Below are 25,020 nucleotides of genomic sequence, written 5' to 3' on the forward strand. Positions count from 1 at the left end.
TGTGCATGAATAAATGTTTCTTAATTATTCTTATTTTTTTTATTCACGGGTTTGTTTTTGGAATTGATTTAGAGAATATTGATTTTTATCGTGGTCTTGATAGGAAAGAATTAGTATTTGTAATTCATTTATTTGAACGAGAAAAATATTTGAGTCAAAATAGTAAACTTTTAACATACATTGACTTGGCTAGAGAAGCTTTAGCTGAGAAAGATATTCGAGTATTGCAAGACAAGGATAGAGTAGGTGATACAGGGCATATTGAGTCTTTAAGACGACCGGAGAATTATAGTAGTGAAAAACTTGTTTTAAGTGTATCAAAGGCTTTAAATATTTTGGTTTATTGTGATGGCAAGGATAGGTTTTTAAAAACTTTAGATGGACGAAATGTGGGTATTGAAAATGGTAATTTTGTAATTCTAGACTCTTTTCATAAAAAAAGCTATGGTGATTTACCCAGTGAGCATACTACTATTGAGATTTACAAGGCAAGTATTTTAAATCCTGATTTTAATAAGTTTAGGTTAGATGAAACTGGCTCTTTTGTTTTTCTTAGCGAGTTTAATAAAAAGGTTTACCTTGATGATATTTCAAGTTTATCTAAGATGGAACTTTTGTTCTTATTTTATGAATTATTTCCTATTTCAAAATTAAAGGGTGTAAAGGATTGGTATGATTTTGGATTTTTATCGATTCTTAAAGAGCTTAAAAAAGCTTATAATATAGAAATAAATTCAAGGAGAATTAAATGAAGTATCGCAGTATCAATAATATAAATAGAGTTTTAATTTTAGTATTTCTTCTTTTATCTTGTGCTCCTTCTAAGTTAAAGACTGATCAGAATTTAGTAAGTGGTCAACTTGAGAATGGACTTAAGTATTATATTTATGCTAACAAAACGCCGGAGAAGGCTGTTTATATGGGGATTTTATTTAATGTAGGTTCTTTAAATGAAGAGGAACATGAGAGAGGATTGGCTCATTACCTTGAGCATATGGCTTTTAAGGGAACAGAAGATTATCCGGGTGGTGAGGGTGTTTTAAAAGTTCTTAAAAAGTTTGGGATGGCATTTGGAGCGGATATTAATGCTTATACTTCTTTTGATAAAACTTATTATAGTCTTGATGTGCCGGATGGTAATAATGAGGCAGAAGTTGATGAGGCTTTAAATGTTTTGAAGAACTGGGCTTCACAGATGGAATTGGATGAAGTAGAAATAGAAAAAGAGCGTAATATTATCATTGAAGAGAAGAAGCTTGGAGAGCGTTATCCAAATAGAATTGTGGAAAAAATGTTTAAGTTTATTCTTGGTAATAGTAGATATGCGGACAGATTTCCTATTGGACTTGAAGAGAGGATTTTAGCTTTTAAATCAGAAGATTTTAAGAAATTTTATAAGAAATGGTATAGACCAGATCTTACTAGTGTCATTATTGTAGGAGACATTGAACCTGACAAGATTGAAGAAAAAGTAAAAGAAAAATTTTCATCTTTCAAGAAACCTGAGAGTGAGCTTGAAAAGATTAAAATAAATCTAGACACATCAATTAATGAAAAATTTATTAGTGTAGAGGATTTTGAGACACCATTTCCTGGTGTGATTTTTGTTAAAAAAGATAGTTACAATGTTGTACTTACACCTAGTCATATTAAGAAAAATATTGAGAGAACCTTATTGAATAGTCTTTTTGCAAATAGGTTTTCTGAGTTAAGGGCTTCTGGAATAAATGATTTTATGTCTTTTAATAAAATTGATTCTCCACTAAAGTCGGATGATAATTATATTTTAATTGATCAAATTTCTGTTGAATTAAATCCAGATCAATTAAAAGAAGGTCTTGAAGAATTTTTTTATCAAGTAGAGAGAATAAAGAAATTTGGATTTACTCAAGGGGAAGTGGATAAGGTTAAGTCTCAACTTATAAGCTCTTATAAGCTAAGTAAAGATAACATAGATAAAAGAAATTCATCTACTATTACTAATATTTTAGTAGATGTTGCGACAGAAGATTCTGCCATGCTTGATATGCATGAGTATTATGATATTGCTATTGATCATCTAAATAAAATTAGTCTGGCTACAATAACAGGTTTGGCCAAGAGAGAAGCGTCTATAAATGATCATGCTATTATTTATTCTTATTCTAATAAATCTCATCGTGATTTGACTCTTGATGAAATCCAGGGAATACAAGAGCTTGCATTAAAAAGAGAAAGTAAGCCTTATGAGGATGTATCAATTCAAGGAAAATTTTTGAAGGAGGACTTGAAAAACAAAGAGATTATTGATGAGAAAGAATTGTTTGGAGGAGTATCATCATTTACTCTTGAGAATGGAGTTGAAGTTTACTTTAAACATAATGAACATAAGAAGAATGTAGTTACTCTTAGTGCAAGTTCTTGGGGTGGATTATTAAATGAGAATGCTGATCTTATACCTGTTTTGGATATGGCGCCGAGTGTCGTTTCAAATTCAGGTTATGGGGATTATTCTCAACTTCAAGTTGAAAAATATTTGGCAGACAAGGTTGTAAGTTTAAATACAACAGTTAATTTTCAAAAAACAAACCTTAGTGGAAGTGCTGAGGTCAAAAACCTTGAAACTCTTTTTGAGCTTATATACTATACATTTAATGAGCCAAAGATAGATGATATTGTTTTACAAAACACTATTAACGATATAAAAGCGGTCATTAAAAGCAGGGAGGATGATTCTAAATATCTTTTTGGACGAGCTGTTAAGGGGTTTTTAAATAATGATGATTATCGTTACAGAGATATTAAGGAATCTGATTTGAAAAATATGACAAAGGAAATCCTTTTAGATTTTTATAAAAAGAGATTTGCCTATGCAAATAACTTCAAATTTGTGTTTGTGGGAGATGTAGATTTAAATACAATAAAAACTCTTTCAAGGAAGTATTTGGGTAACTTGAATGCTAAAAAATTGGATGAGTTTAAGGATTTAGATCATTCTTATAAGAAAGATACGGATAGAATAGTTATAAGGAAAGGTGAGGATTCAAGTAGTATTGTTTATGTTCTTTATCCTTTTGAATTCAATTATACACCCGAGAGTACTTTAAACTATCAAGCTTTGGCTTCTCTTTTGACTGATGGTCTTATTAAAAATATTAGAAGGGATATGTCTAGTGTTTATTCAATAAACGCATACTTTAATTATTCTGTTAGACGATATAAAAATTCAGATGGTTTTATATATGTAACTTTTACAGTTGAGCCTAAAGTTCTTGATAAAGTCTTAAAATCTATACATGAGTATATGCTAGAGAGACAAAAGATAGATTATACAGAAGAAGATTTTGATTATGTTAAGAAAAATATCATTAAAGAAGAGGAAATTAAATCTCAATCTAATTTGTATTGGTCTTCCTCAATATTAGATTCAGTTCTGTGGACAGGTACTTTTGAAGATACCATAAGTACTACATTTATTGAAAATAATTTAAATAAAGATGTTATAAATTCATTGTTAAAGAAAATTAATTTTAATCAGAAGACAGAAATTGTTTTGATGCCAGAAAAAGAATAATTAATTTGAATTTTGGTTAAAAGGTATACTGTTGTCTTTTGCTATTTCGTCTTTGAAAAGGATTAGTAGCTCTCCAGCTATTAGTCCTTTTTCATTCCATATTAGTTCTTCTAATTTTAATGCCCATTGTTCATAATTCTTAGTGCCAGATTTGGGAAAATATTTGGTATTGATTAAAAATTCTGCAATATCTTCTTTTGGAATTTGGGCAGTGTAAGCATAAAATTCATTTATTACTAGATTATTAGACTTAATATCGTAGTCTTTACTATCTAAAAATTTTATCCAAGCTCTTTTGTCTTTTTGAAGAACATTTTGATTCCAAAAGGTAGAGATTGATTTTCTAATATTATTGTCTGTAAAGAAATACATGTGTAAGATTTCATGCATGAATATTATCATTTGAGCTGCTCTTGACATAGTTTTATCTTCTGAATAAGTAGCAAATGCAATATTTTTTGATTTATCTTTGACTTTCAATATCTGATTTTCAATATTTGCTAGCTTATTAGTTATAATAATGTTTCTTAATATGATCTCTTCTTTATTTAATTTGATATTTAATTTTTTAGCCATATTAAAAAATGTAATTATATCTTCAAGTCTGTAGTTATGTCCTGTCCATCCTTTTTTGTTTTCTAGTTCTTTGTTTGATAATATTTTTCCTCTAAAGTTTTTTTTCTCTGTAAAAAACGCTAATCTTTTAAGCATTAAAGATTGGTCTCTTAATTGTTTGAATTTTAGTACATATATATCAGGTTCTGCTATGAGATTAAAGAATTCAAAAGAGTCTCTTCTATAATTTTCTTTTTTATAGTTAAAGATGAATTTTAAATCAGAATTTATTGGTTTATTGATATCATAATAGTCATTCATGTTGATATATCCAATTTCACTTATTTGAATCATTTTATTGTTTTTATTAAATTTTATTTCGTCGTTTTCATTTTCTAGTGATGTGTATTTTATGAGGTTAGATAATACTATTTTTTGAGATTCTTTTTCGGAATATAATTCTGCAATTATAGGATTTAATATTTTTTCTTGAGCTTTAAATCCTATGACAGGAAAAATATTCCTGTCAAGATTAAATTCAATAGAATATTCATTTTGACTAATTGATATTTTGAGCTTTTTGGGATTTGATTCTTCTGTTTCTGTACTTGGGCTTTTGTTTTCAATATTATTTAGAATAACAGACAAGATATTATTCATTTTGATTTCTATTGTTAATTCTTTATCTGGAGTTATTATTTTTGGGATTTTGTATGAATGAGTTTCACTTTGAGTATTGATTTCTATACTTGCATTTTCATTTGTTTGAAGGTTTAGTATAAGGGTGTTGAACTCTTCTTTTGGGTCAAAAGATATGATAGTTTGATTATTTTCGTTTATTTGTATTTCTCTTTCATGTGCATTTATTACATAAAAGCTTGTTAATGAGAATAATAATATTAAAAATTTTTTCATTATTGCATAAAAAAAAGAGAACCTAAAAGATCCTCTCTTTAAAACATCCTCTAGGGGAGTCGAACCCCTCTTGCCAGGATGAAAACCTGGAGTCCTAACCGATAGACGAAGAGGACACAATGAGCTCAGTAGGACTCGAACCTACGACAAACGCCTTAAAAGGGCGCTGCTCTACCACCTGAGCTATGAGCCCCAGTAAACAAATTAAGTCCACTAAATTTAATGATACAATTTACTTAAAAGCATGTCAATATATACTTCTAAATAAGCAAACCTTAATCTCTTTGAGCTGCACAGGACTCGAACCTGTAACCGGCGGATTAAGAGTCCGACGCTCTACCACTTGAGCTAGCAGCCCTTTATTATCAAACTAATAAATAGGATAAGTTTTTATAAGGGCAATGTCAAGAATTATTATTATTTTTTTCAAGATTTTCTAGCAATTTTTTTGCTTCTAAATGGCTGGGATTTAAGCTTAGTAATGTTGTTAGAGTTTCTTTTGCTAAAGTTTTGTTTTTTGCGTTAATTCTTGCTTTTGCAAGTTTTAGTAGCAAGTTTTGATTATTTGGTAGAAACCTTAAAGCGTTTTCATATGCAAAATCAGCTTCATTATATCTTTCAAGTTTATAGAAAGAATCTGCTATGAGATTGTATACTTTTATTATTCGTGCTCCATTTGGGTCAAGACCAATATATTCTTGAAAATATTTAAGTGCATTTTTATATTGCTTTTGAAAAAAATAAGATTCTCCTAATGCTTGAATTATTCTTGAATCATATTTTTTTATTTCAAGTCCTTTCATACATTCTATTTCGGCTTTCTTATATTCTCCTGCTCCTATTAGACTCCATATAAGTATTACTCTTGCATCTAGGTTATTTGGGTTTTGACTGAGTTCTTCTTGAGTATTTGTAATGGCTTCTTGAAATCTGCCTTCTCTGTATAAGAGAAGTGAATCTTCTTTTTCTTGTGCAATTAAAAAATTTGAGCATGATAAGATAAGTAAGATTATCTTTGAAGAAAATCTTTTATATGTCATTTTTCCTCCATTACACAATTTCCTTTAAATATTGCTCCTGAATCTATGAAGAGTTCTTTTGTTTTAATGTTTCCAATTAATTTTCCGGTTTTGTAGATTTTTATTGTTTCTAAAGCTTCAATATTGCCTTTCATTGTTCCGTGATTTAGAAAATGATTACATTTAATGTCTGCCTCTACATTAGCTTTTTCTCTTAAATATATTGAACTTGTAGAGTTTATGAGCCCTTTAAGTAAACCCTCAATGATTATTGGCTTATTGCTTTCTATGTATCCTTCAAATTCAAAATTACCCTTTATGACATTTTGAGTGTTACTTTCTTCAAATTCTAGACTATCTATACTCATTATAGCTCCTAAAAATGAATGCTTAAAATGCATTCATTTTTGATTTAAAGTATTTGAAACCACATTTACTTTTAATCTCTTCTTTGTCCTAAAAATCTTAGTAGATATAGGAATAAATTTATGAAATCTAAGTAAAGTTTTAAAGAAGCCACAACTACCATTCTATTTTTAAGTTCCGTTCCATCTTCTAACATTCTGTTCATTTTAGAAATATTTTGAACATCATAAGCTGTTAAACCTGTGAATAATATTACTCCCAGTAGTGAGATTAAAAAGTTAAGCCCTGAACTTCTGAAGAATATATTGAAAATAGAGGCAATAATAATACCCCATAAACCCATAATAAAATAGCTTCCCATTTTTGTAAGGTCTGTGCTTGTTGTGTATCCATAAAAAGACATTGCAAGGAAGGTTAGAGAAGTAATTCCAAATGTGTAAAATATTGAACCTTGGGTATATATTAAAAATACAGAAGATAGCGTTACCCCTGTTAATGCTGAGTACCCTAAGAAAAGAGCAGTTGCTGTGCTACTTGATATTTTCTCAATAGCACCACTGATTGCATAAACAAGCCCAAATTGTACAAGTATTATAGCCATGAATGACATTGGGTTTGAGAAGATTATGGCTCTCATTATTGCATTTTCGGACGTTGTGTATGCAAATACTGCAGATATTAAAAGACCAATTGCCATTAGGCCAAAAACTTGAGCTAAGAATTTATTTTTTATTCTTATCTCTTGTTTATCTTGAGTTAGTTCAAACATAATAATTCCTCCTTTTTATTTGTTTTTTTCGTTAAATTTTTTACATAATTCATCAAATATAGTGCTTGGAACTTTACCATATCTTAAAAATTCCATTGAAAATTCAGCTTTTCCTTGTGTAGAGGATCTTAAAACGGTTGAGAATCCAAACATTTCACTTAAAGGTACTTCAGCTTCAACTTTTGAAAAGCTTCCCTCTTCAAGAGATCCTAAAATTATACCTCTTCTTTGGTTTAAAAGACCAAACATGTTTCCTTGAAATTCTGTTGGTCCCTCAAGAGTTACTCTCATTATTGGTTCAAGTATAGTAGGTTTTGCCTTATTGTAAGCCTCTCTGAATGCTCCAATCGCTGCAAGTTGGAATGCAATGTCGGATGAGTCAACAATGTGATATTGCCCATCATTAATTGTAACCTTAATACCGACAATTGGGAATCCAATTAGAGTTCCCTTTTCCATAGCTTTTTGGAATCCCTTATCACATGATGGAATATATTCTGTTGGGATTACTCCACCCTTTATGAGGTTTACAAATTCATAAGTTTGCCCTTCTGTGTCAAGTGGTTCCATAAATCCGGCAACTCTTCCAAATTGACCTGCTCCACCTGACTGCTTTTTATGTGTGTAGTTGAATTCTGCTTTTCCTGTTATAGTTTCTCTGTATGCCACCTGTGGCATACCTGTATCAACTTCTGCTTTAAATTCTCTTTTCATTCTCTCAATGTAAACTTCTAAGTGTAACTCTCCCATACCTTGTATTATTGTTTCGTTTGATTCGGGATCTACATAAGTTTTAAAAGTAGGGTCTTCCTTAGTAAACCTACCAAGAGCCTTGGCCATGTTATCCGCTGATTTTTTATCCTTAGGTTTAACAGATAAAGATATTACTGGGTCTGGAATATACATTGATGTCATTGAATAATTAATTGAAGGATCACAGAAAGTATCTCCGGATGCACATTCTATTCCAAATAATGCAACAATGTCTCCACTACTTCCAGATTCAATATCTTCAGTATTATTGGCGTGCATTCTAATAAGTCTTCCAACTTTGAACTTTTTAGAAGTCCTTGAGTTTATAAGTTCTTGTCCTTTCTTCAAGATTCCTTGGTATATTCTGACATAAGTTAATTGTCCATATTGGCCATCTTCTAATTTAAATGCAAGTGCCACAGTAGGTAAGGTATCATCAGTCACAAGGTTAATTTCTTTTTCATTGTCGTTTAAGTCGAGTGCCACATTTTTAATGTCATGAGGAGATGGCAAAAATCTAGTTACAGCGTCGAGTAGAAGTTGAACTCCCTTGTTTTTGTAAGCAGAGCCCATAAATACAGGACAAAGCTTTAAAGCTAAAGTTCCGGTTCTAATAGCGTCATATATCACGTCCGAACTAACATCTTTCCCTTCCATATGAAGTTCCATGAGTTCGTCGTTAAAGTCAGATAAAGCATCAAGCATTATTTCTCGTTTTTCTTTTGCTTCATTTAGTAGTTCAGCAGGAATTTCTTTTTCTATAATTTCTGTACCGTCTTTTCCTTCAAAGTAATAAGCTTTCATTAAAATGAGGTCTACAACTCCAAGGTGTTTATCTTCAAGTCCAATTGGAATTTGCATTAAAACGGAGTTTAAGTCAAGCTTTTCTTTAAGTTGTTCTTTTACATTATTAGGATTTGCCCCAGTTTTATCACATTTATTTACAAATGCAAGACGTGGTACATTATATCTTTTTAGCTGTCTGTCAACTGTAATTGATTGAGATTGAACACCTGCAACAGAATCAAGAACAAGTATTGCTCCATCTAGAACCCTAAGTGAACGTTCAACTTCAATAGTAAAGTCAACGTGACCCGGAGTATCAATGATGTTTATAGGATAATCTTTCCATTCAACATGAGTTGCAGCTGATGCTATTGTAATTCCCCTTTCTCGCTCAAGTTCCATTGAATCCATTGTTGCCCCAACTCCATCTTTTCCTTTAACTTCATGAATGGCGTGGATTTTGTTACAATAAAAAAGAATACGTTCTGTAAGTGTAGTTTTTCCTGAATCAATGTGAGCACTGATACCTATGTTTCGCAGTTTTTTATAGTCCATGGGACATTTTTCCTCCTAAGTTTGTATAATAGAAAACTAATTACCTTAGTTATTTTACATGATTTTTTTCAAAAAAGCTATTTTAACTGTGTTGAGTAGGTTTGACTTAAGATTAAAGTATTCATGCTTATAAATAAGTATCATATGAAATTGTAGGTGAAAAGGGCATGATTATAATAATCAATTTGCTTTTAATTTCTCTTGACTAAATTTTATTTAATATATACAATTTGTCATAAGGAATATATCATTTAGTAAATTTTGATTTTATTGATTAAAAATTCTTATATTTAATGAATTTACTCTTTCTTTACTTTATATTTTATACTCCTAAGAATAACCATTTGGAGGGTATAAGTTTGAATACTTTAACAATATCTCATGAGTTGAGCAAAATATGTCAAGTTGATTATGACTCTGCTTTGTCTGAGCTTTCTGTGTTTTTTAAGGACGGAAGAGCTTATAAGTATTTTAAGATTGAACCAAGACATTTTAATATAATATCTAAGCTTGTTCAAGAGAGAAAATCAGTTGGTAAATATTTAACTGAGCATATATTTAACAAATATGACCAAGAAAAGCTTTAATTTTAGTTAGTAGGGAAGGGTTCCTAGTATACTGGGAACCCTTTTTTTATTTACTTACTGTTTAAATTGAGTGTTAGTTTAAATATTTAAAAGGAAAAAGTTTAAAAATATTGAATTGAGCTTTATTGACATAAGATATATTATTATAAGTAGTTAAACTTTGTGGTTTATATGGTAAAGGTGGAAGATATGAAAAAGGTTTTAATTATCATAAGTTTGTTTCTGTGTATGCAGACATCTTTTGCTAAGGTTTTTTACTTCTCGGCAGGTGTTAATTTGCAGATGAGTCTTGAATCGCTTTTTTTATTTAATAGAGATACTGGAACAGTATTAGATAATTGGCTAAGCATGCGGTTATTCTCTATCTTGAAAGATTTTAAAAATAGAGCTATGCCTCGTTTTAATGTACTTGTTAAAAGTGCAACTACTATTTATAAATCTTATCTAGAAAATTATGATGCTATTGTTAATATGCCCCATAGATTAAAAGCTCTACAAATAGCAGATATTTTTGAAATAAACTTATCTTATTTAAAAGATGTGAGGTCTATTTTAGCTAATGCCCATGAACTTAGGGAAACTTTTCTTAAATTAAGTAAGTTAGATGTGGGTACTTTGATTGAGAGATTAGATGGAACTAGTGGAATTGGCATTAAAAAGTTTTTAGCACAATTAGGAGAGACATCCAAGCATGCTGTTGAGTTGAAGGAGATGGTATTTGATCAATTGGATGAATTTGGTGTTGGTAGTACAGATGATTTTTTTAAATTATTAGATGAAATTTCTAATCCAAGAAGTGTTTTAAATAATGCTTTTAGAAAGAAGTTGTCACCTTTGTTTAGTACTGGTGTTCAAGGGTATTTTCAAGTTGGTATGCCTATTGTAAGTAGTGATTTTTATTTTGGATTTGAACTTGGCTTTGGTATGAATTTGGGAAGAATGATTGCACCTAATATCGGATTTTTAAGAGATTCTTCATCTGCTACTTTTGGTTTTGGAGTAATGCCAAGACTTTTTTTAAAGTATGATATTTATTACTTAGCTACTACCCTTTTCGCGGGATTTGGTGATAAATCTTTAGTATTAGATCCTGTTTATGTGGGGAATTTGATTGGTGAGGATAAAATAACTAATCCTTTTAATGTTATTGAGACCGGATTTAGATTAAGATTGGCATTTCTTAATTTAGAAACATCAGTATTGTTTTCTGTTAGTGATTTTAAATATAGAGACTTAAGATTTGGACTTGGGTTTGAGATTCCAGTAATTATTTAAATTTTTGAGTTTGTTTAGTCTTTAATTTTAATTTATAATGATTATCCTAAGTGGATAATGTTTATATTTTTATGTATAAAGTGCTCTTTCTTTTGCTCTTTTATTTATTGTTATCTTGTAATACCCTTTCTAGGGAATATCAGGATATCTCAGATGAGTATTATAAACTTGCTAAATTGAATGAAGATCTTGGAAATAATCAAGCTTCTGTATCACTTTATGAAAAGTCTATCAAATTTAATTCTAACGTAAATAATGCATCTAGTTATAATTTTGTTTTAGCTTACATAAATTTAAAAAAATATGATGAAGCTGAACTTAGAATTGAGTCTTTATTGGAGAGTGATCCTAGCAATATTTTATTGATTAATTTAAAAGCTTATTTGTTTTTTAAAAAGGAGAATTTGGAAGAGGCTTTAAAACTATATTTAAAGACTTTAGAAGTTGCTCCTGCTAATAAGGAAGCATTGTTTAATGTTTTCTACATTTATCATGTAAAAAATGATAAGGAAAATGCAAAAAAATATATATTGAAGTATAGGGAATTAAATTATTCGATACCCTCTAATGCAAATGACATAGTTTCTTCTATCTTAGAGAATTGAGTTTAAAAATGATTTTTGTGATATAATGAGCCATTATTTATTGTATCAAACTTGATACAATAAATAATTTAAATCTTTTTGGAGGGTCAACTAACATGAGAGTAAAGATTTTATTTATAAGTCTGCTTATGTTTATTTCAGTTAATGCTTTTTCAGCCACTACTTTTGAACTTAATCTTGGAATTGGAGTAGACATACCGGTTAGCATTATTTCGAACTTTTATAATACAGCTGTAGATTTGGGAGATAAATTGAAGAATGATATAGGTTCAGTTGAAAGGGAACAAATAGTACAAGATTTTTCAGATATGGTTAACGTTGCTAAGACTGGTTTAAATTATGGAGGTCATGCGCAAATGGGAGCGAGATTTGATGATCTTTTCTCACTTGGGTTTGAACTTGGATTTGATCTGAGTGTATTTCAGGCAATAAATCGTTCTGGACAACTAAATGATAGTGTTTCATTTATTGGATCATTAGAGCCTCGATTTTATACAAGATTAGATTTTTTTATTGGTGCTGTTGCGCTTTTTACTGGGCCTAGATTAAATATGGCTACTGGGGTTAAGAATTCTATTTTGGATGAATTTGGTGTTTTTTCATGGGATTTAGGGGGAAGAGTTGTATTTTCTTTCTTAATGCTTGAGGCGTTTTATAGTTGGAATATTAAGAATAATGTGTTTTCTGACTTAAAGGTTGGGTTAGGATTTGAATTTGGAGTTATATAGAGCATTATCGGGTACTTAAATAAATTTTAATATTGATTTAGGACAATTGCATTGATTAATGTAATTTATTAATAAGAAGGCTTTTATTGTCTTGACTTTAAGAGTCTTCTTTAGTCTTGTGTAAATTTTGCTTAAGTATAATATAGAATTAAAGAAGGATTTTTATTTACGTAGGGAGTTTGTAAAGTTGAGTTTGCTTATTAAAAAATCAATAGGAATTATTGCTTGTCCTGGTGGAAAAGTATTTGCTAGTAAAATAATTGAAGAACTTAAAAAAATATTTCTATGTGCTGAAAGTCAGGTTATTGAAAAAATCTCTCAGACTTCTAGTTGTTTGAAAGAAGATATTTTAAAACTTGAAGGAATTTTACCTCCCTTTTTGGAAGGACTTGAGTTTTCTAGTGTACGGGTTGATGAGGATATGGTAATTCCTGTAAAGTTTGTTAAATTTGCTAATGGTGAATTTAAGTCGGAAATTTTAAAGACCATAAGAGATAAAGATATTTTTATTGTTCAAGATGTTTCTAATACTTCTCCAGTTGATGTAAATGGTAATGAAAAAGTAGTAATGACGATTAATGATCATATGATGAATTTAATGACTACAGTGGATGCATGTATTCAAGCTAAGGCTAACTCTGTAAGTGTAATTGTTCCTTCTTATCCTTATTCAAGACAGGATAAAAAACATTCAAGAGAAGGGTTAACGGCAAGTCTTTTTGGTAGATTTTTAGAAGAATTGGGAGTTAAACATATTTTAACATTAGATATTCATTCAAAAGCTATTGAAAATGTTTTTAGAAGGGCATATTTTGAAAATTTAAATGTATCTTATGAAATTTTTGAAGCCTTAGCCGAGCTGATAGACATTAAGGATTTAAATTTAGTTGTTGTTTCTCCTGATACAGGGGCTGTTAATAGGAACAAGTTTTTTGCATCTAATCTTAAGAGACCTTTAGCTTTGCTTTATAAAGAGAGAGATTACTCAAGGGTAGTTCATAGTGTTAGTGATTCTAATATATCTGTAACTAAGCTTTTAGGAGATGTTGAGGGTAAGAATGTTTTTATGAGTGATGACATGCTAGCTACTGGTGGAACTTTTATTAAGGCTATGAAATTACTCAAGAGCATGGGAGCTAAAAAGATTATATGTGCAATAAGTTTACCATTTTTCAATGGAGATGCAATTAGATATTTTGATAAAGCTTATGAAGAGGGATATTTTTACAAAATCATTGGAACAAATGCGGTTTACCATGATGCTGAACTTATAAATAAACCTTGGTATTACGAAGCTAATGTTGCACATATTTTTGCGGGTGCAATTTTTGCAATTCACAATAGAATTAGTTTACAAAAAATTCTTGATAGAAGTGATGATATTCAAAATTTAATTTCGAAGAGATAATTTTATGAATGTGCTAAGTATTGATATTGGCACGAGTACTTTAAAATCTGCTTTACTTAATTCTCACTATGGAGTTTTAGAAAGTTTTGATGTAAATTACTTTGATTATTTTGTTGTTGATTTTGAAAATTTTGATTACAAAATATGGGTTTTTGCTTTAAAAAGGGTAATTTCTAATTTTAGAGATAAAAATATAGATTGTATTTCTATTAGTGGCATCTCTCCATGTTTAATAGCTCTTGATTCAAATCTTGTTCCTTTGGAGGTTTTACACTGGAATTCTTCTAAGGTGGTTGGTGGGTTTAGGGGTAAATCAGCTTTTTTACCCTTTGTTCTTAGCACATTTGAAAGAGGAATTTATGACAAGGTGAGGTATTTTGTATCTTGTTTTGAATATTTTATTTATTTACTTACAGATAATCTTATCACAAGCTATCCAAGTTCAGCTTATATCCCTTTTATCTGGAGTGATATTGAGATAAGAGAATATAATCTTGATAAAAATAAATTTCCTCCCTTTTTAAGGATGGGAGAGAGTGCTGGCAGGGTTACTAATAGTGCTAGTATTGAATTTGGTATTAAGAGTGGAATAGAAGTAGTTAATGCTGGAATGGATTATTTAAGTGTTCTTGTTGGGAGTGGTGCGTTTTTTTCTGGCATTTTATCAAATAGAACAGGAACAAGTGAAGGTTTTAATTTAGTCTCAGATGACTACTTAGCAGGACTTTCTTTACAGTATCCTTATTTTTTAGATGATTTGTTTGTTATTGGAAGAATAGTTCCTTCTGGATATTTATTGCAGTTACTTAAGGATAGATTTTTTGAGAAGAAAAAATCTTTTGAAGAGTTTTTTGAAGAAGTATCTAGGGTAAATTCTATAGGTGATATTTATTTTTATAGAAGCAAAGGGGAGATTTTTTCTGATCATATTTTAGTAGATTCTCAAATAAAGAAGGATTTAAGTAAAGGTATTTTTGGAAAATTAGATAATCCTTTACAAATAGGAATTGCAATACTTGAGTCTTCTTATTTTGCTTTTTATAATAGACTGTTACAGTTTAAATCTTTTGGAAAGGAAGTGTTAGATATTTTTGTGAGTGGTTCTAATTCGGATAATTCATTCTTAAATGAGCTAAAAGCTAATATTATTGGTAGGGATTTAAAGATTTTTGAATTTAAGCATTCAGAGATTATCGGTAATTCAATTTTAGCTTTTTGTTGTTTAAAAGAGTTTGAAACCCTAGAAAAGGCGTTTGACAAGATTGCTAAATTTAAGAAGGTTATACCATTCAATGCTAGCGTTCATGATATTTACGTAGAGAAGTATCAAAAGTATGTTTCGAATTTTGATTTATTTATTGATAGTTAAGATGTATGCATCTTTAAATACATTTGATGTTGATATTTTCCTTAGATCAGATTTTGCGTCGGATATAGTTTTATAAGGTCCAGATCTAACTCTGTAGATATCTTTTTCATTTACTGTTGCTGAATAGATTTTTGCATTTATTTTATATTTCATTAATTCTTGAATATTATTATCAGCGGAAATTGGATCTGATAGTGACACAAATTGTATGTAATATTCTTTGTTAGAGTCATATTTATTTTCAAGTTTATTGTAAGCTTGCTCTTTTATGCTCTTTTTTTTCTTTGCAATAGTTTTTGGTTTTTGAGATGTTTCCTTTTTATGTTTTTTTGTTGTTTCGCGTTGTTTTATGACTTGTAATTCTTTTTTACTAGTAGATTTTTTATTATCGATGCTACTACTTAAATTTTTATTTTTTTTAAGATCTTTTGTAAGGTCAATTATAATTTCATTTGCATTGTCAGTTATTTTTAATGTTTCTTCAGTATTCTCATTGTCTGTAGCTTTTTTTTCTTCTGTTTCTTGTAAAACAATATTTTTACTTGCAATATCAGAGGCTAGATTTTTGTTTGGGAAGAAAATAATTATTCCAAGAAATATTATTGTACAAACGGCTATAATTGAAGTAAGTGCTACTAAAAAGCCTTTGTTATTATTTTCATTCAAATCTTTCATCTATTACCTCTTTCATTTTTGTATTAATCTTTTTTTTTAGATAATCATAACTCTTATTGTTAATTATATTTATTATTTTTAAATTTAGAGTATTTTTATTAAAAAAAATACATTTTTGCCACTTAAGGATGTTCATAATTAAATTATCGTCAAGGTTGCGATTTAATTTTAGTCTTGTCTTTATTACAGTATCACTTGCTTTTATTACAAATATGTACCTACAGAATTGTTCAAGGTTTAACTTAAAAAGTAATGCAGCATTTATGATTATTTTATCAAATGTGTTTTTTAGTATTTTTCTTTCTACTTCTTTCTGTATAAAGGGATGTGTTATCGCTTCTAGCTTTTCTAGCTTTTCTTTATCATTGAAAACAATTTTTCTAAGTTTCAATCTTTCTATTTCATTTTGATTATTGAGTATTTGCGTACCAAATACCTTGACTATTTGGTCTTGTTTTTTATGTAGTGCTACATGTCCAATTTTATCTACATTTATTTCATGATATCCATATTCACTTATAATTATTTTTGAAACAGTATCTTTTCCAGTTGCTATTCTGCCTGTTATGCCAATTATGGATGTATTTCTCCCCATGAATTTCCAGTCTCAATATTTGCGTTTAAAGGAAGTCTTAAAGGATAAGCGTTTTCCATCATTTCTTTGATTATTTTCTTTGCTTCTTCACATTCTTGCTCGGGAGATTCAATTAGCATCTCATCATGTACTTGTAAGAGTATCTTTGATTTAAGCTTTCTAAGCTTAAATTCATCATAAACTTTAATCATTGCAATTTTCATTATATCAGCTGCACTTCCTTGAATTGTGCTGTTTATAGCAATCCGCTCAGCACTTGACCTTTCTGTATAATTTTGACTATTAATTTCTTTAATATATCGTCTTCTCTTTAAAAGAGTTTCACTATACCCATTTTGTCTTACAAAATTTATTTGGTTTGTCATAAAAGTTTCTATTTTAGAATAAAGAGCGAAATAAGAATTAATAAATTTTTTGGCCTCTTCTCGTGAAATTGATAAATCTTTTGCAAGTCTAAAATCTGACATTTTATAAATTATTCCAAAATTAATTGATTTTGCCATTCTTCTCATAATAGGTGTTACTTTATCCTTCTCTACTTTAAAAAGCTGTGATGCTGTTTCTGTGTGTATGTCTTTTTTGCTTTTAAAGGCTGTAATTAAATTTTCATCTTCCGAAAGATGTGCTAAGATTACAAGTTCAATTTGTGAGTAGTCACCTGAAATGAAAATATTTCCTTTGTCTGGTTTGAATGCTGCTCTTATCTTACGCCCTTTTTCATCTTTAATTGGAATATTTTGTAAGTTAGGTGATGTGCTTGAAATTCTTCCTGTTGCCGTTCTTATTTGTAAAAAATTTGTGTGTATTTTATTTGTTTTTTTATTAACAGAATCTATTAAAATGTCTGTGTATGTGTTTTTTAACTTTGCAAGTTGCCTGTGTTGTATAATCTTTTCTATAACATCATGTTGAGGTTTTATTGCCTCTAGTAGCCTACTTTCTGTTGAGTTTTGCTTAGCATCTTCTGGTATACTCAGATTTAATTTTTCAAATAAGACTTCATGTAGTTGTTGCGTTGAATTTAGGTTAAATTCAATACCTATGCTTTTGATTATTTCATTTTCAATTAAGTTTAATTCTTTATCAAGTTCATGACTATATTGTCTTAAATAATCTCTGTCAATGTAAATGCCATTTTCTTCCATGTCTGTAATGACATTACTAAATGGCATTTCTACTTCCATCATCAATTTTTCAAGATTATCTTCTTTAAGCTTTTTTATAAAGATTTTAAATAGTCTAAAAGTGATATCGGCATCCTCAGCAGAATAATTGGATGCTACTTCAAGTGGTACATCTTTTAAGGTGCCATTTTTTGTAACTATTTCTTCGTATGTTATGTTCTTATGCATTAAATACTTTTCTGCTAAAAAATCAAGAGATACTTTTGTGTTTGAGTCGATAATATAAGCTGCTAACATTGTATCAAAATAAGGAGGAATTACATTAAATCCATTATGTTTAAGTATTTTATAATCGAACTTATAATTTTGCCCAATTAGTTTGGGTTCTGTTTTAAAAAATTCATTGAATTTTTGTATTATATATTCTTTTTCAATAAATTTTTTTTCTTTATTGTCTACTGGAATGTAATAACCTTCAAATTCTTTAAATGAAACAGAAATCCCAATTATTTTAGCTTCATAAGCATTAAAAGAAGTTGCTTCTGTATCTATTGCTACATAATCTGCTGTTTTTAAGTTTTCTATTAGTGAGTCAAGCTGTTCCTTTGTTAATATTGTTTCATATTTAGTATTTTCTTCTTGTATTGTTTTTAAAGTGCTTGAATATGGCATTATTGTTTTTAAAATATCTTTGTCTGCTTGATTGATAGTAGGAATCTTCTCTTGGAATATTGACTTTTGTGCTTGATTTATAGGAGTCTTCTTTAAGATATCTTTTTTATAAGACTTAATTAATTTTGTTGCAGAGTGTTCTTCAAACAGTTCAATAATATCTTCTTTGAAATTGCCCAATTTAAATTCTTCAAGATCAGGTAATTCTAGATCTTCTATAAGACTAACAAGTTCATAACTTAAGAAAGCATTTTCTTTTTCTTTTATTAAAATTTCTTTGTATTTCTTATTAATAGAATCTATATTCTCATAAATTTCATTTAATGTTTTAAATTCACTTAAGAGCTTAGCAGCTCCTTTTTCTCCAATCCCTTTAACACCCGGTATATTGTCGGATCTATCTCCGACAATGGACAGGTAATCTTTTATTTGAGAACTATTTATTTCAAATTTTTTCCTTACATAATCATTATTCATCTCGACAAAGTTGCCGTTCTCTAGTTTAAGTATTTTGGTTTGAGCAGACATCATTTGTAATAAATCTTTGTCTGGAGAGATGATATAAGTTAAATAATTATTTGCCTCTGCTTTTCTTACAAAACTAGCAATAAGATCATCAGCTTCATATCCTTGTATCTCAAACATCGGAATATTTGCTTTTATTAATCCTTCTTTTATCCAGTATATTTGAGGTATTAAATCATCAGGAGGCACATCTCTTGTTGATTTGTAGCTTGGATAATTTTCTTTCCTAAAAGTTTGCGTTTCTGAATCAAAAGTTACAATTAAGCTTTCTGGATTTTTCTCTTTCATTATGAAAAAAAGAGTTTTAAAAAATCCAATGAATGCGTTAACGTTTTCTCCTTTTCTGTTGAATAGAGGTTTATTTTTCATTACGTGGTAACTTCTAAATATTATATTTAGGGCATCGATGAGATAAATTGTTTTCATATTTTAACATCTACTAAAATTGGATTATTGTACTTAAAAAGATATTTAGAAAATCTTACCTTTGGTATTGTTGATTTTTCTTCATAAAGTTCTTTCATAGTTTTGCATGAATTTTGATACATTATACATATTTCTTCTTTTAGTGAATTAATATTCTCGATTAATACTTCAACTTCTGTCTTCGTTTGATCTTGTATCTCTAGCCATGAATTTATGGTGATGTAATAATTATTGATGGAGTTTAAGATTAAATCTTTTCTAGGGTTTGTAAAATTTAATATATCTATTATTCCTTTATTGACGGTTTCATTTTCAAATTCTAAAATCGCTTTTAATTTTTTAAGTTCAAGTATTAAATATTGTAAATATTTTTTTAATATTTGGTTAACTGACAATATTAATTCCTAATTTCTTGTTGTTAGTAGTATGATTGTTTTTAAGTATTTCTTTCCAAGCTATGTGCAGATTTTTAAGATGCTTTAATACTTCTTGAATATTTTCTCTATTTTTTTCTAATATAACTCTTTCTAATTCTTTATTTAAAAATGAGTATATTGAAAATAGATTTTTAGAAATATCCCCACCATCTTCAAAATTTAGTGTAGACATCAATTCGATAATTATATCTTGTGCATGGTAAATTTTTTCATCAGCTTTTACTGTACTCTCTAAATCTTCTTTTTTGTAAAATTCTTTAGCAATTTCTAAATCTTGTATTGCCCTCTCATAAAGCATTACCAATATTGAGAGAGGGCTTGATGTATTGATTTGTGTTTTCTTATATATATCTTCTTTTGCTATCAAGAATTTTCTCCTATTCCAATGCCTTTATTTGATCTGCTATTTGATCTTCTCTGAAGGGTTTTATAATGTATCCTTTAGCACCAAGTTCCAAAGCTTTTTTAATGAGTTCTTGCTTTCCAAGTGCTGTAACCATCAATACATTAATTTTTTTAGAAGATTTATTGTTAATTTCATTCATTCTTTCAAGAGCTGTAATACCATCCATTCCCATCATTGTTATATCAAGAGTTATTAGGTCAATTTCTTCTTGTTGTTCAAATTCCTTAACCGCTTGAATTCCATCTTCTGCTTCAAAAAATTCACTAAAGCCTAATTTTGTTAATATTTTGATTAGATTTTTTCTCATAAAAATAGAATCATCAACAACTAAGGCCTTCCTATTTTCTTTCAAGTTTTACTCCTTGTTTAATTTTAGCATAATAAGAGCATTAAAAGTGATTTTAGTATCAATTAAAGATATAATCCATAATTGTCGATTTTGTTCATTTTTGTTTATTTTTTTAAAATTAATTTATTTATTACTTAAGGTATTTAGCTTTAAAATATGTTTTAGTTATTGAAATAAATACTTGAAGCTATTCAATTCTCAACTTTTAAAATATTTAAAAGATTGATTGCTTTTGTGTTTGAAATAAAATTGCTTGTATTTTTATTTCACTCTTTGAAGATAACATACATTATTTGCATTATTTTGTTAAAATATATTTTGAATTTTTGAGTAATTTTGATGCTGAATGTATGAACAAAAAAATAGAAGATGAAATTTTATATTTAAAAAATTTAATCAAGAAATGGAATAAAGAGTATTATATCGATTCTTCACCAAGTGTAGATGACTTACATTATGATAAATCTCTTTTGCGACTGCAAGATTTGGAGAATAAGTATCCTGAATATAAGACTTTAGATTCTCCCACTCTTAAATTTGGGAGTGATCTTTTAAATGATTTTAAAGAAATTGAACATTCTTTTCCTATATTGAGTTTAGATAAGGCTTATGATGAACAGGAATTGTTGTTGTGGATTTATAAAGTAGGATTAGGGGACTCTAGTTCTAGTTTGGGAGTTTTAAATGGTATTTCGGTTGAGCCAAAAATTGACGGGTGTTCAATTGTTCTTTATTATAAGGATGGCATACTTGAGAGAGCGCTAACTAGAGGGGATGGAAGGGTTGGTAATGATGTTACTGAGAATGTTAGAACAATCAAAAATGTTCCTTTATGTATTGATAAAAGGGTTGATTTAGTATTACGGGGTGAGATTTATATAGGTAAGGAAAATTTTTTTAAAATAAATCAAACATTAGAAAACTCTTATATTAATGCTAGGAATTTAGCTTCAGGTATACTTAGAAGAATAAATAGTCGGGAAGTTGCTAATTTTCCTTTAGATATTTTTGTTTATGATGTTTTGTATTCTAGTTTAGGTTTTAACACAAATCATGATACTTTGGATGAACTTGAAAAGTTAGGATTTAAAGTTAATCCTTTTTTTAAGCTTTTTGATGATAAAAATTTAGAAGAAGATATTATTGGTTATGTTAGAGAAATAGAGAATAAAAGAAATACTCTTGAATATGAAATTGATGGGGTTGTTCTTAAAGTTGATAGTTTTAGTTTAAGAGAAGCTTTAGGACATACTTCTCATCATCCGAAGTGGTCTATAGCTTATAAATTTGAATCTCTTACGAGTGTTAGCAAGGTGATTGATATCTTTGTTCAGGTTGGGCGTAGTGGTAAAATTACTCCTGTTGCGCATATTGAAAGAGTTCTTGTTTCTGGAGCTTTTATTGAAAATGCAACTTTGCATAATCAAGATTATATAGATTCTATTGATTTAAATATTGGAGATATTGTTTCAATTTCAAGGCGTGGAGATGTAATTCCGGCTGTTGAGTCAGTTATTGAAAAGCTTTCAGTTGGTAGTTTTAAAATTCCAGGTAGTTGTCCTTCATGTGGAATCTCTTTAATAAGGGAGGGTGCTCACCTTTTTTGTGAAAATAAAAGTTGTCCTTTTAGGATAATTGAGCAGATAAAGTATTTTTGTAGTAAGAAATGTATGGATATTGTAGGACTTTCAAATAAAACAATTGAGTTTCTTTTTAAAATGAATTTTATATATTCAGAAATTGATCTTTATACTTTTAATTTTGATAAGCTTATTAACGTGAAGGGGTTTAAGTTAAAGAAAATAGATAAATTTAAAAATTCAATCGAAAACAGCAAAAACAGGCCATTCAGAAAGCTATTTCTTAGTATGAGCATTAGAGAAGTAGGGGAGAATACAATAGAATTGCTAATTGCTAATAATTTAAATTCATTTGATGTGATTAGTACTCTTTGTAAAGATAAAGAGAATGCCCTTGTAGAGCTTTTAAAGATTAAGGGTATAGGGGAAAGAATAGCTTTAAATATTATTGAATCGTTTAATGATGAGAATATTTTGAGCAAATTCAACTTTTTTAAAGAATTAGGATTTAAGATGGAAGAGGACAATACAAATTATGATTTAAATACTGCGTCTTTACTTGGGAAAAAGTTTTGTATTACAGGTTCTTTTGAAGGATATTCAAGACATATTCTTATTGAAAAAATAAATAAGAAAGGTGCCATTTTTAACAATTCAGTTACTAAGAATTTAGATTTTTTACTTGTTGGAGAGAGGCCTGGCTTGAAAGTGAGAAAAGCTATGGATTTGGGTATTAAAATAATTAGTTTTTCTGATATTAGAAGTTTAATAGAATTAAATGATTAGATTTATTTTATTATTCTTATATCTTTAAATTCAGATTCTAGATTTTTATATAAAGAATCTATTTCATTTGTATTTTCTATTTCTATTAGGTTTCTAAAGAAAGTCTCTTTATGCTTTAATGATGGGTTAATGAAGCAATTCTTGATATGATGTTTTGAAATTAATTTATAAATTTCTTCGGCTCTATATAGATTTTTTGTTGGTTCTATTTCAACATAATATTTATCGGGTTTTCTGAAAGCAAATTTATCTCCTTTTTCTTTAAAATTATAGTTATTTGAATATGTATCTGGATATATTTGAAAAGATGCAGGTTTTATTCCTGTTATTTTTTTGGTATTTTTATGAGGTATGTCTTTAACTGTTATTTCTTCTTTAGGAAGTGGTTCTATTTTTGTTATTGTATTTTCTTTGCTTTGTTCTGGGAGCTTGTTGGCATAGTGTATTTCTGGACTTTCATCTTCTTGTTGATTTTTTATTTCTTTATGCTCTTTTGTTAAAAGGTCTCTCTTTTGAGACTCGGACAATTCTTTTTGAAGTGTTGAGATAGCATTTTCATTCTCTTCTAATCTTTTCTCTAATGCATTTATTTTATCTTGTTTGTTGTTAATTTTATCTTCATTTTCCTTGTATGAGTTTTCAGTTTGTTCAATCTTTTCTTTCAGTTCATTTATTATTTTTTCTATAGAAGATAAATTAAGTTCAATCTCTTCTAAACTGTTATTTTCATTGTTATTTTTTTGTAAATTTATTAAGTCTTTTTGAAGAGCTAAAATAGTATCTTCATTGTGAGTAATTTTGTCGTCAAGTTCTTTAATCATGTGAGAATTATTGTTAATAGCATCTTCGCTATTGATAATCCTGTCGTCAAGTTCTTTAATCATGTGAGAATTATTGTTAATAGCATCTTCGCTATTGATAATCCTGTCGTCAAGTTCTTTAATCATGTGAGAATTGTTGTTAATAGTATCTTCGTTATTGATAATCCTGTCGTCAAGTTCTTTAATCATGTGAGAATTGTTGTTAATAGTATCTTCGTTATTGATAATCCTGTCGTCAAGTTCCTTAATCATGTGAGAATTGTTGTTAATAGTATTTGCGTTATGAGTAATTTTGTTGTCAAGTTCCTTAATCATGTGAGAATTGTTGTTAATAGCATCTTCGTTATTGATAATCCTGTCGTCAAGTTCCTTTATTACTTGTGCTTCTGAATGAAAATGTTGCGGCTCTCTGTTATAATATTCATCCTCTTCTGTTTGATAATTATAATTTGTGTTTGGTATGTAATTGTCTTGATTGTAATCATATGTTTCTTCATTCTTGTGACCATATTCTTGTTCATTTTCTTCATAAGTATCTTTTTGTGGCTTGGAGTTATTGCTTAGTAAATGTTCTTTTTTATTGATTAAATTTTTTATCTCTTCAATTTCTCGTTTTAAGCTTTTTGCTAGAGCTTCATATTCTTCATCCTTTCTTTGAATAGTTTCTGTATTTTTGTTGTTTAAAAGCCTTTCTATGTTGTCTATTTTATTCTCATAGCTTTCAATTCTAAGTTTTAATTCATCTACATTTGTTTTCGGTCTTGAATCATTCATATTTGGGTGTTCAAAGGAAGATTTTTTTGATTTTAAGTATTGTGGAAGTTGTAATTCTTTACCATATAGACTATTATCTGTTGAACTACTTTTATCTAATCTTTGAAGTTGTTCCAAATCTCTAAATTCAAGTTTATTTGATTTTTCACTATGAAGATTAGGTTTATTTGAGACATCATCTTCCAAAGTTTCTGAATTTTCATTTTGGAAATCTTCGCTTAAGTCTTCTTTGGGAATGTAAACTTCAGAAGGATTTATTATAGTATCACTTACCTCAGGTTCATCTTCACCAAAGAGTAATGGGCATGAAAATAGCACAAAAATTGTAAGAAGGATGAAAAATTTCTTGTTACCTTTACTCATAAAATACCCTATTAAAAGCCTTTGATGTCCATTTTATAACTTGATATTACCATAATTTTTTAAATTTATCAAAAAAGTGTTCTAGCTTATGTAGGAGTAATTTTAGGATAAAGTAGGCTAAGCTTATGGTATTAGTATGTTTTTATTTACATAGTAATTTTGTTGGTATTATGACATAATAATTTAGTTAAAAGATAATTGTGTATTTTTATTTCTTAGGTTTTCTTGGTGTATATTAATTTAG

Annotated in this window: 21 protein-coding genes and 2 tRNA genes; 9 read left to right on the forward strand and 14 right to left on the reverse strand. The window is 28.8% G+C overall.

Going from position 1 to position 25,020, the window contains the following annotated elements; translation table 11 throughout:
* The first annotated feature begins 5 nt into the window (after window positions 1–5).
* Both DB313_RS02775 and DB313_RS02780 read left to right on the forward strand, forming a co-directional pair.
* Entirely contained in the window at window positions 6–752 is a 747-nt protein-coding gene (locus DB313_RS02775; protein WP_120104320.1) for a hypothetical protein, read from the forward strand.
* Window positions 749–3,553 (forward strand): M16 family metallopeptidase, encoded by a 2,805-nt coding sequence (locus DB313_RS02780; RefSeq protein ID WP_120104321.1) that lies wholly within the window; start codon window positions 749–751, stop codon window positions 3,551–3,553. Before DB313_RS02775 ends, DB313_RS02780 begins: the two co-directional genes overlap by 4 nt.
* Here DB313_RS02780 and DB313_RS02785 read toward each other — a convergent pair whose 3' ends face one another.
* The 7 genes from DB313_RS02785 to fusA all read right to left on the reverse strand — a co-directional run bounded on the left by DB313_RS02785 (window position 3,554) and on the right by fusA (window position 9,271).
* Window positions 3,554–5,143 (reverse strand): hypothetical protein, encoded by a 1,590-nt coding sequence (locus tag DB313_RS02785; RefSeq protein ID WP_238614517.1) that lies wholly within the window; start codon window positions 5,141–5,143, stop codon window positions 3,554–3,556.
* Window positions 5,144–5,216: transfer RNA gene (locus DB313_RS02790), tRNA-Lys, on the reverse strand.
* A 92-nt stretch (window positions 5,217–5,308) separates the two neighbouring features.
* Window positions 5,309–5,381 (reverse strand) — tRNA-Lys (locus tag DB313_RS02795).
* 46 nt (window positions 5,382–5,427) lie between these two features.
* Window positions 5,428–6,063, reverse strand: coding sequence for a tetratricopeptide repeat protein (locus DB313_RS02800; RefSeq protein ID WP_120104322.1), 636 nt, complete (start codon window positions 6,061–6,063; stop codon window positions 5,428–5,430).
* Complete coding sequence (locus DB313_RS02805; protein ID WP_120104323.1) at window positions 6,060–6,410, reverse strand: bactofilin family protein; 351 nt, start codon at window positions 6,408–6,410, stop codon at window positions 6,060–6,062. Before DB313_RS02805 ends, DB313_RS02800 begins: the two co-directional genes overlap by 4 nt.
* Window positions 6,411–6,481: 71 nt before the next feature.
* Window positions 6,482–7,177, reverse strand: a complete 696-nt coding sequence (locus DB313_RS02810; RefSeq protein WP_120104324.1) for a Bax inhibitor-1/YccA family protein — start codon at window positions 7,175–7,177, stop codon at window positions 6,482–6,484.
* Window positions 7,178–7,192: 15 nt separating this feature from the next.
* The gene (fusA, locus tag DB313_RS02815; RefSeq protein ID WP_120104325.1) at window positions 7,193–9,271 is read right to left on the reverse strand and encodes an elongation factor G; all 2,079 of its coding nucleotides are present in this window, start codon (window positions 9,269–9,271) and stop codon (window positions 7,193–7,195) included.
* Window positions 9,272–9,630: 359 nt separating this feature from the next.
* Here fusA and DB313_RS02820 point away from each other — a divergent pair, with 359 nt between their 5' ends.
* From DB313_RS02820 to DB313_RS02845, 6 genes are all read left to right on the forward strand, one after another.
* Window positions 9,631–9,858, forward strand: coding sequence for a KTSC domain-containing protein (locus DB313_RS02820; RefSeq protein ID WP_174220845.1), 228 nt, complete (start codon window positions 9,631–9,633; stop codon window positions 9,856–9,858).
* Window positions 9,859–10,047: 189 nt separating this feature from the next.
* Complete coding sequence (locus DB313_RS02825) at window positions 10,048–11,133, forward strand: hypothetical protein (protein ID WP_120104327.1); 1,086 nt, start codon at window positions 10,048–10,050, stop codon at window positions 11,131–11,133.
* Window positions 11,134–11,204: 71 nt separating this feature from the next.
* On the forward strand, window positions 11,205–11,738 hold the full coding sequence (locus DB313_RS02830; protein ID WP_120104667.1) for a tetratricopeptide repeat protein: 534 nt from the start codon (window positions 11,205–11,207) through the stop codon (window positions 11,736–11,738).
* A gap of 95 nt (window positions 11,739–11,833) precedes the next feature.
* Window positions 11,834–12,466, forward strand: coding sequence for a hypothetical protein (locus DB313_RS02835; RefSeq protein WP_120104328.1), 633 nt, complete (start codon window positions 11,834–11,836; stop codon window positions 12,464–12,466).
* Window positions 12,467–12,653: 187 nt separating this feature from the next.
* A complete protein-coding gene (locus DB313_RS02840) occupies window positions 12,654–13,874 on the forward strand; it encodes a ribose-phosphate pyrophosphokinase (protein WP_120104668.1) in 1,221 nt (406 codons plus the stop codon).
* 4 nt (window positions 13,875–13,878) lie between these two features.
* A complete protein-coding gene (locus DB313_RS02845) occupies window positions 13,879–15,243 on the forward strand; it encodes a xylulokinase (protein ID WP_120104329.1) in 1,365 nt (454 codons plus the stop codon).
* Here DB313_RS02845 and DB313_RS02850 read toward each other — a convergent pair.
* Genes DB313_RS02850 through DB313_RS02875 form a run of 6 tightly spaced genes read right to left on the reverse strand, consistent with a single transcriptional unit; the run spans window position 15,226 to window position 20,455 of the window.
* Window positions 15,226–15,918: an SPOR domain-containing protein gene (locus tag DB313_RS02850; RefSeq protein ID WP_120104330.1), complete on the reverse strand. Its 693-nt coding sequence runs from the start codon at window positions 15,916–15,918 to the stop codon at window positions 15,226–15,228. The two genes, DB313_RS02845 and DB313_RS02850, sit on opposite strands and share 18 nt — an antisense overlap.
* A complete protein-coding gene (gene coaE / locus DB313_RS02855) occupies window positions 15,902–16,513 on the reverse strand; it encodes a dephospho-CoA kinase (RefSeq protein ID WP_120104331.1) in 612 nt (203 codons plus the stop codon). The genes DB313_RS02850 and coaE overlap by 17 nt, the downstream gene beginning before the upstream one ends.
* The gene (polA, locus tag DB313_RS02860) at window positions 16,492–19,260 is read right to left on the reverse strand and encodes a DNA polymerase I (RefSeq protein ID WP_120104332.1); all 2,769 of its coding nucleotides are present in this window, start codon (window positions 19,258–19,260) and stop codon (window positions 16,492–16,494) included. Before polA ends, coaE begins: the two co-directional genes overlap by 22 nt.
* On the reverse strand, window positions 19,257–19,655 hold the full coding sequence (locus tag DB313_RS02865) for a hypothetical protein (RefSeq protein ID WP_120104333.1): 399 nt from the start codon (window positions 19,653–19,655) through the stop codon (window positions 19,257–19,259). The genes polA and DB313_RS02865 overlap by 4 nt, the downstream gene beginning before the upstream one ends.
* Entirely contained in the window at window positions 19,645–20,064 is a 420-nt protein-coding gene (fliS, locus tag DB313_RS02870) for a flagellar export chaperone FliS (protein ID WP_120104334.1), read from the reverse strand. Before fliS ends, DB313_RS02865 begins: the two co-directional genes overlap by 11 nt.
* 10 nt (window positions 20,065–20,074) lie before the next feature.
* Window positions 20,075–20,455: a response regulator gene (locus DB313_RS02875; protein ID WP_120104335.1), complete on the reverse strand. Its 381-nt coding sequence runs from the start codon at window positions 20,453–20,455 to the stop codon at window positions 20,075–20,077.
* Between the two features lie 347 nt (window positions 20,456–20,802).
* Between DB313_RS02875 and ligA the strand changes: the two genes are divergently transcribed.
* A complete protein-coding gene (gene ligA / locus DB313_RS02880) occupies window positions 20,803–22,818 on the forward strand; it encodes an NAD-dependent DNA ligase LigA (protein ID WP_120104669.1) in 2,016 nt (671 codons plus the stop codon).
* Window positions 22,819–22,820: 2 nt separating this feature from the next.
* Here ligA and DB313_RS02885 read toward each other — a convergent pair whose 3' ends face one another.
* Window positions 22,821–24,776 (reverse strand): coiled-coil domain-containing protein, encoded by a 1,956-nt coding sequence (locus DB313_RS02885; RefSeq protein ID WP_120104336.1) that lies wholly within the window; start codon window positions 24,774–24,776, stop codon window positions 22,821–22,823.
* Between the last annotated feature and the right edge of the window lie 244 nt (window positions 24,777–25,020).

The organism is Borrelia turcica IST7 (assembly GCF_003606285.1).
GTDB classification, from domain to species: domain Bacteria; phylum Spirochaetota; class Spirochaetia; order Borreliales; family Borreliaceae; genus Borrelia; species Borrelia turcica.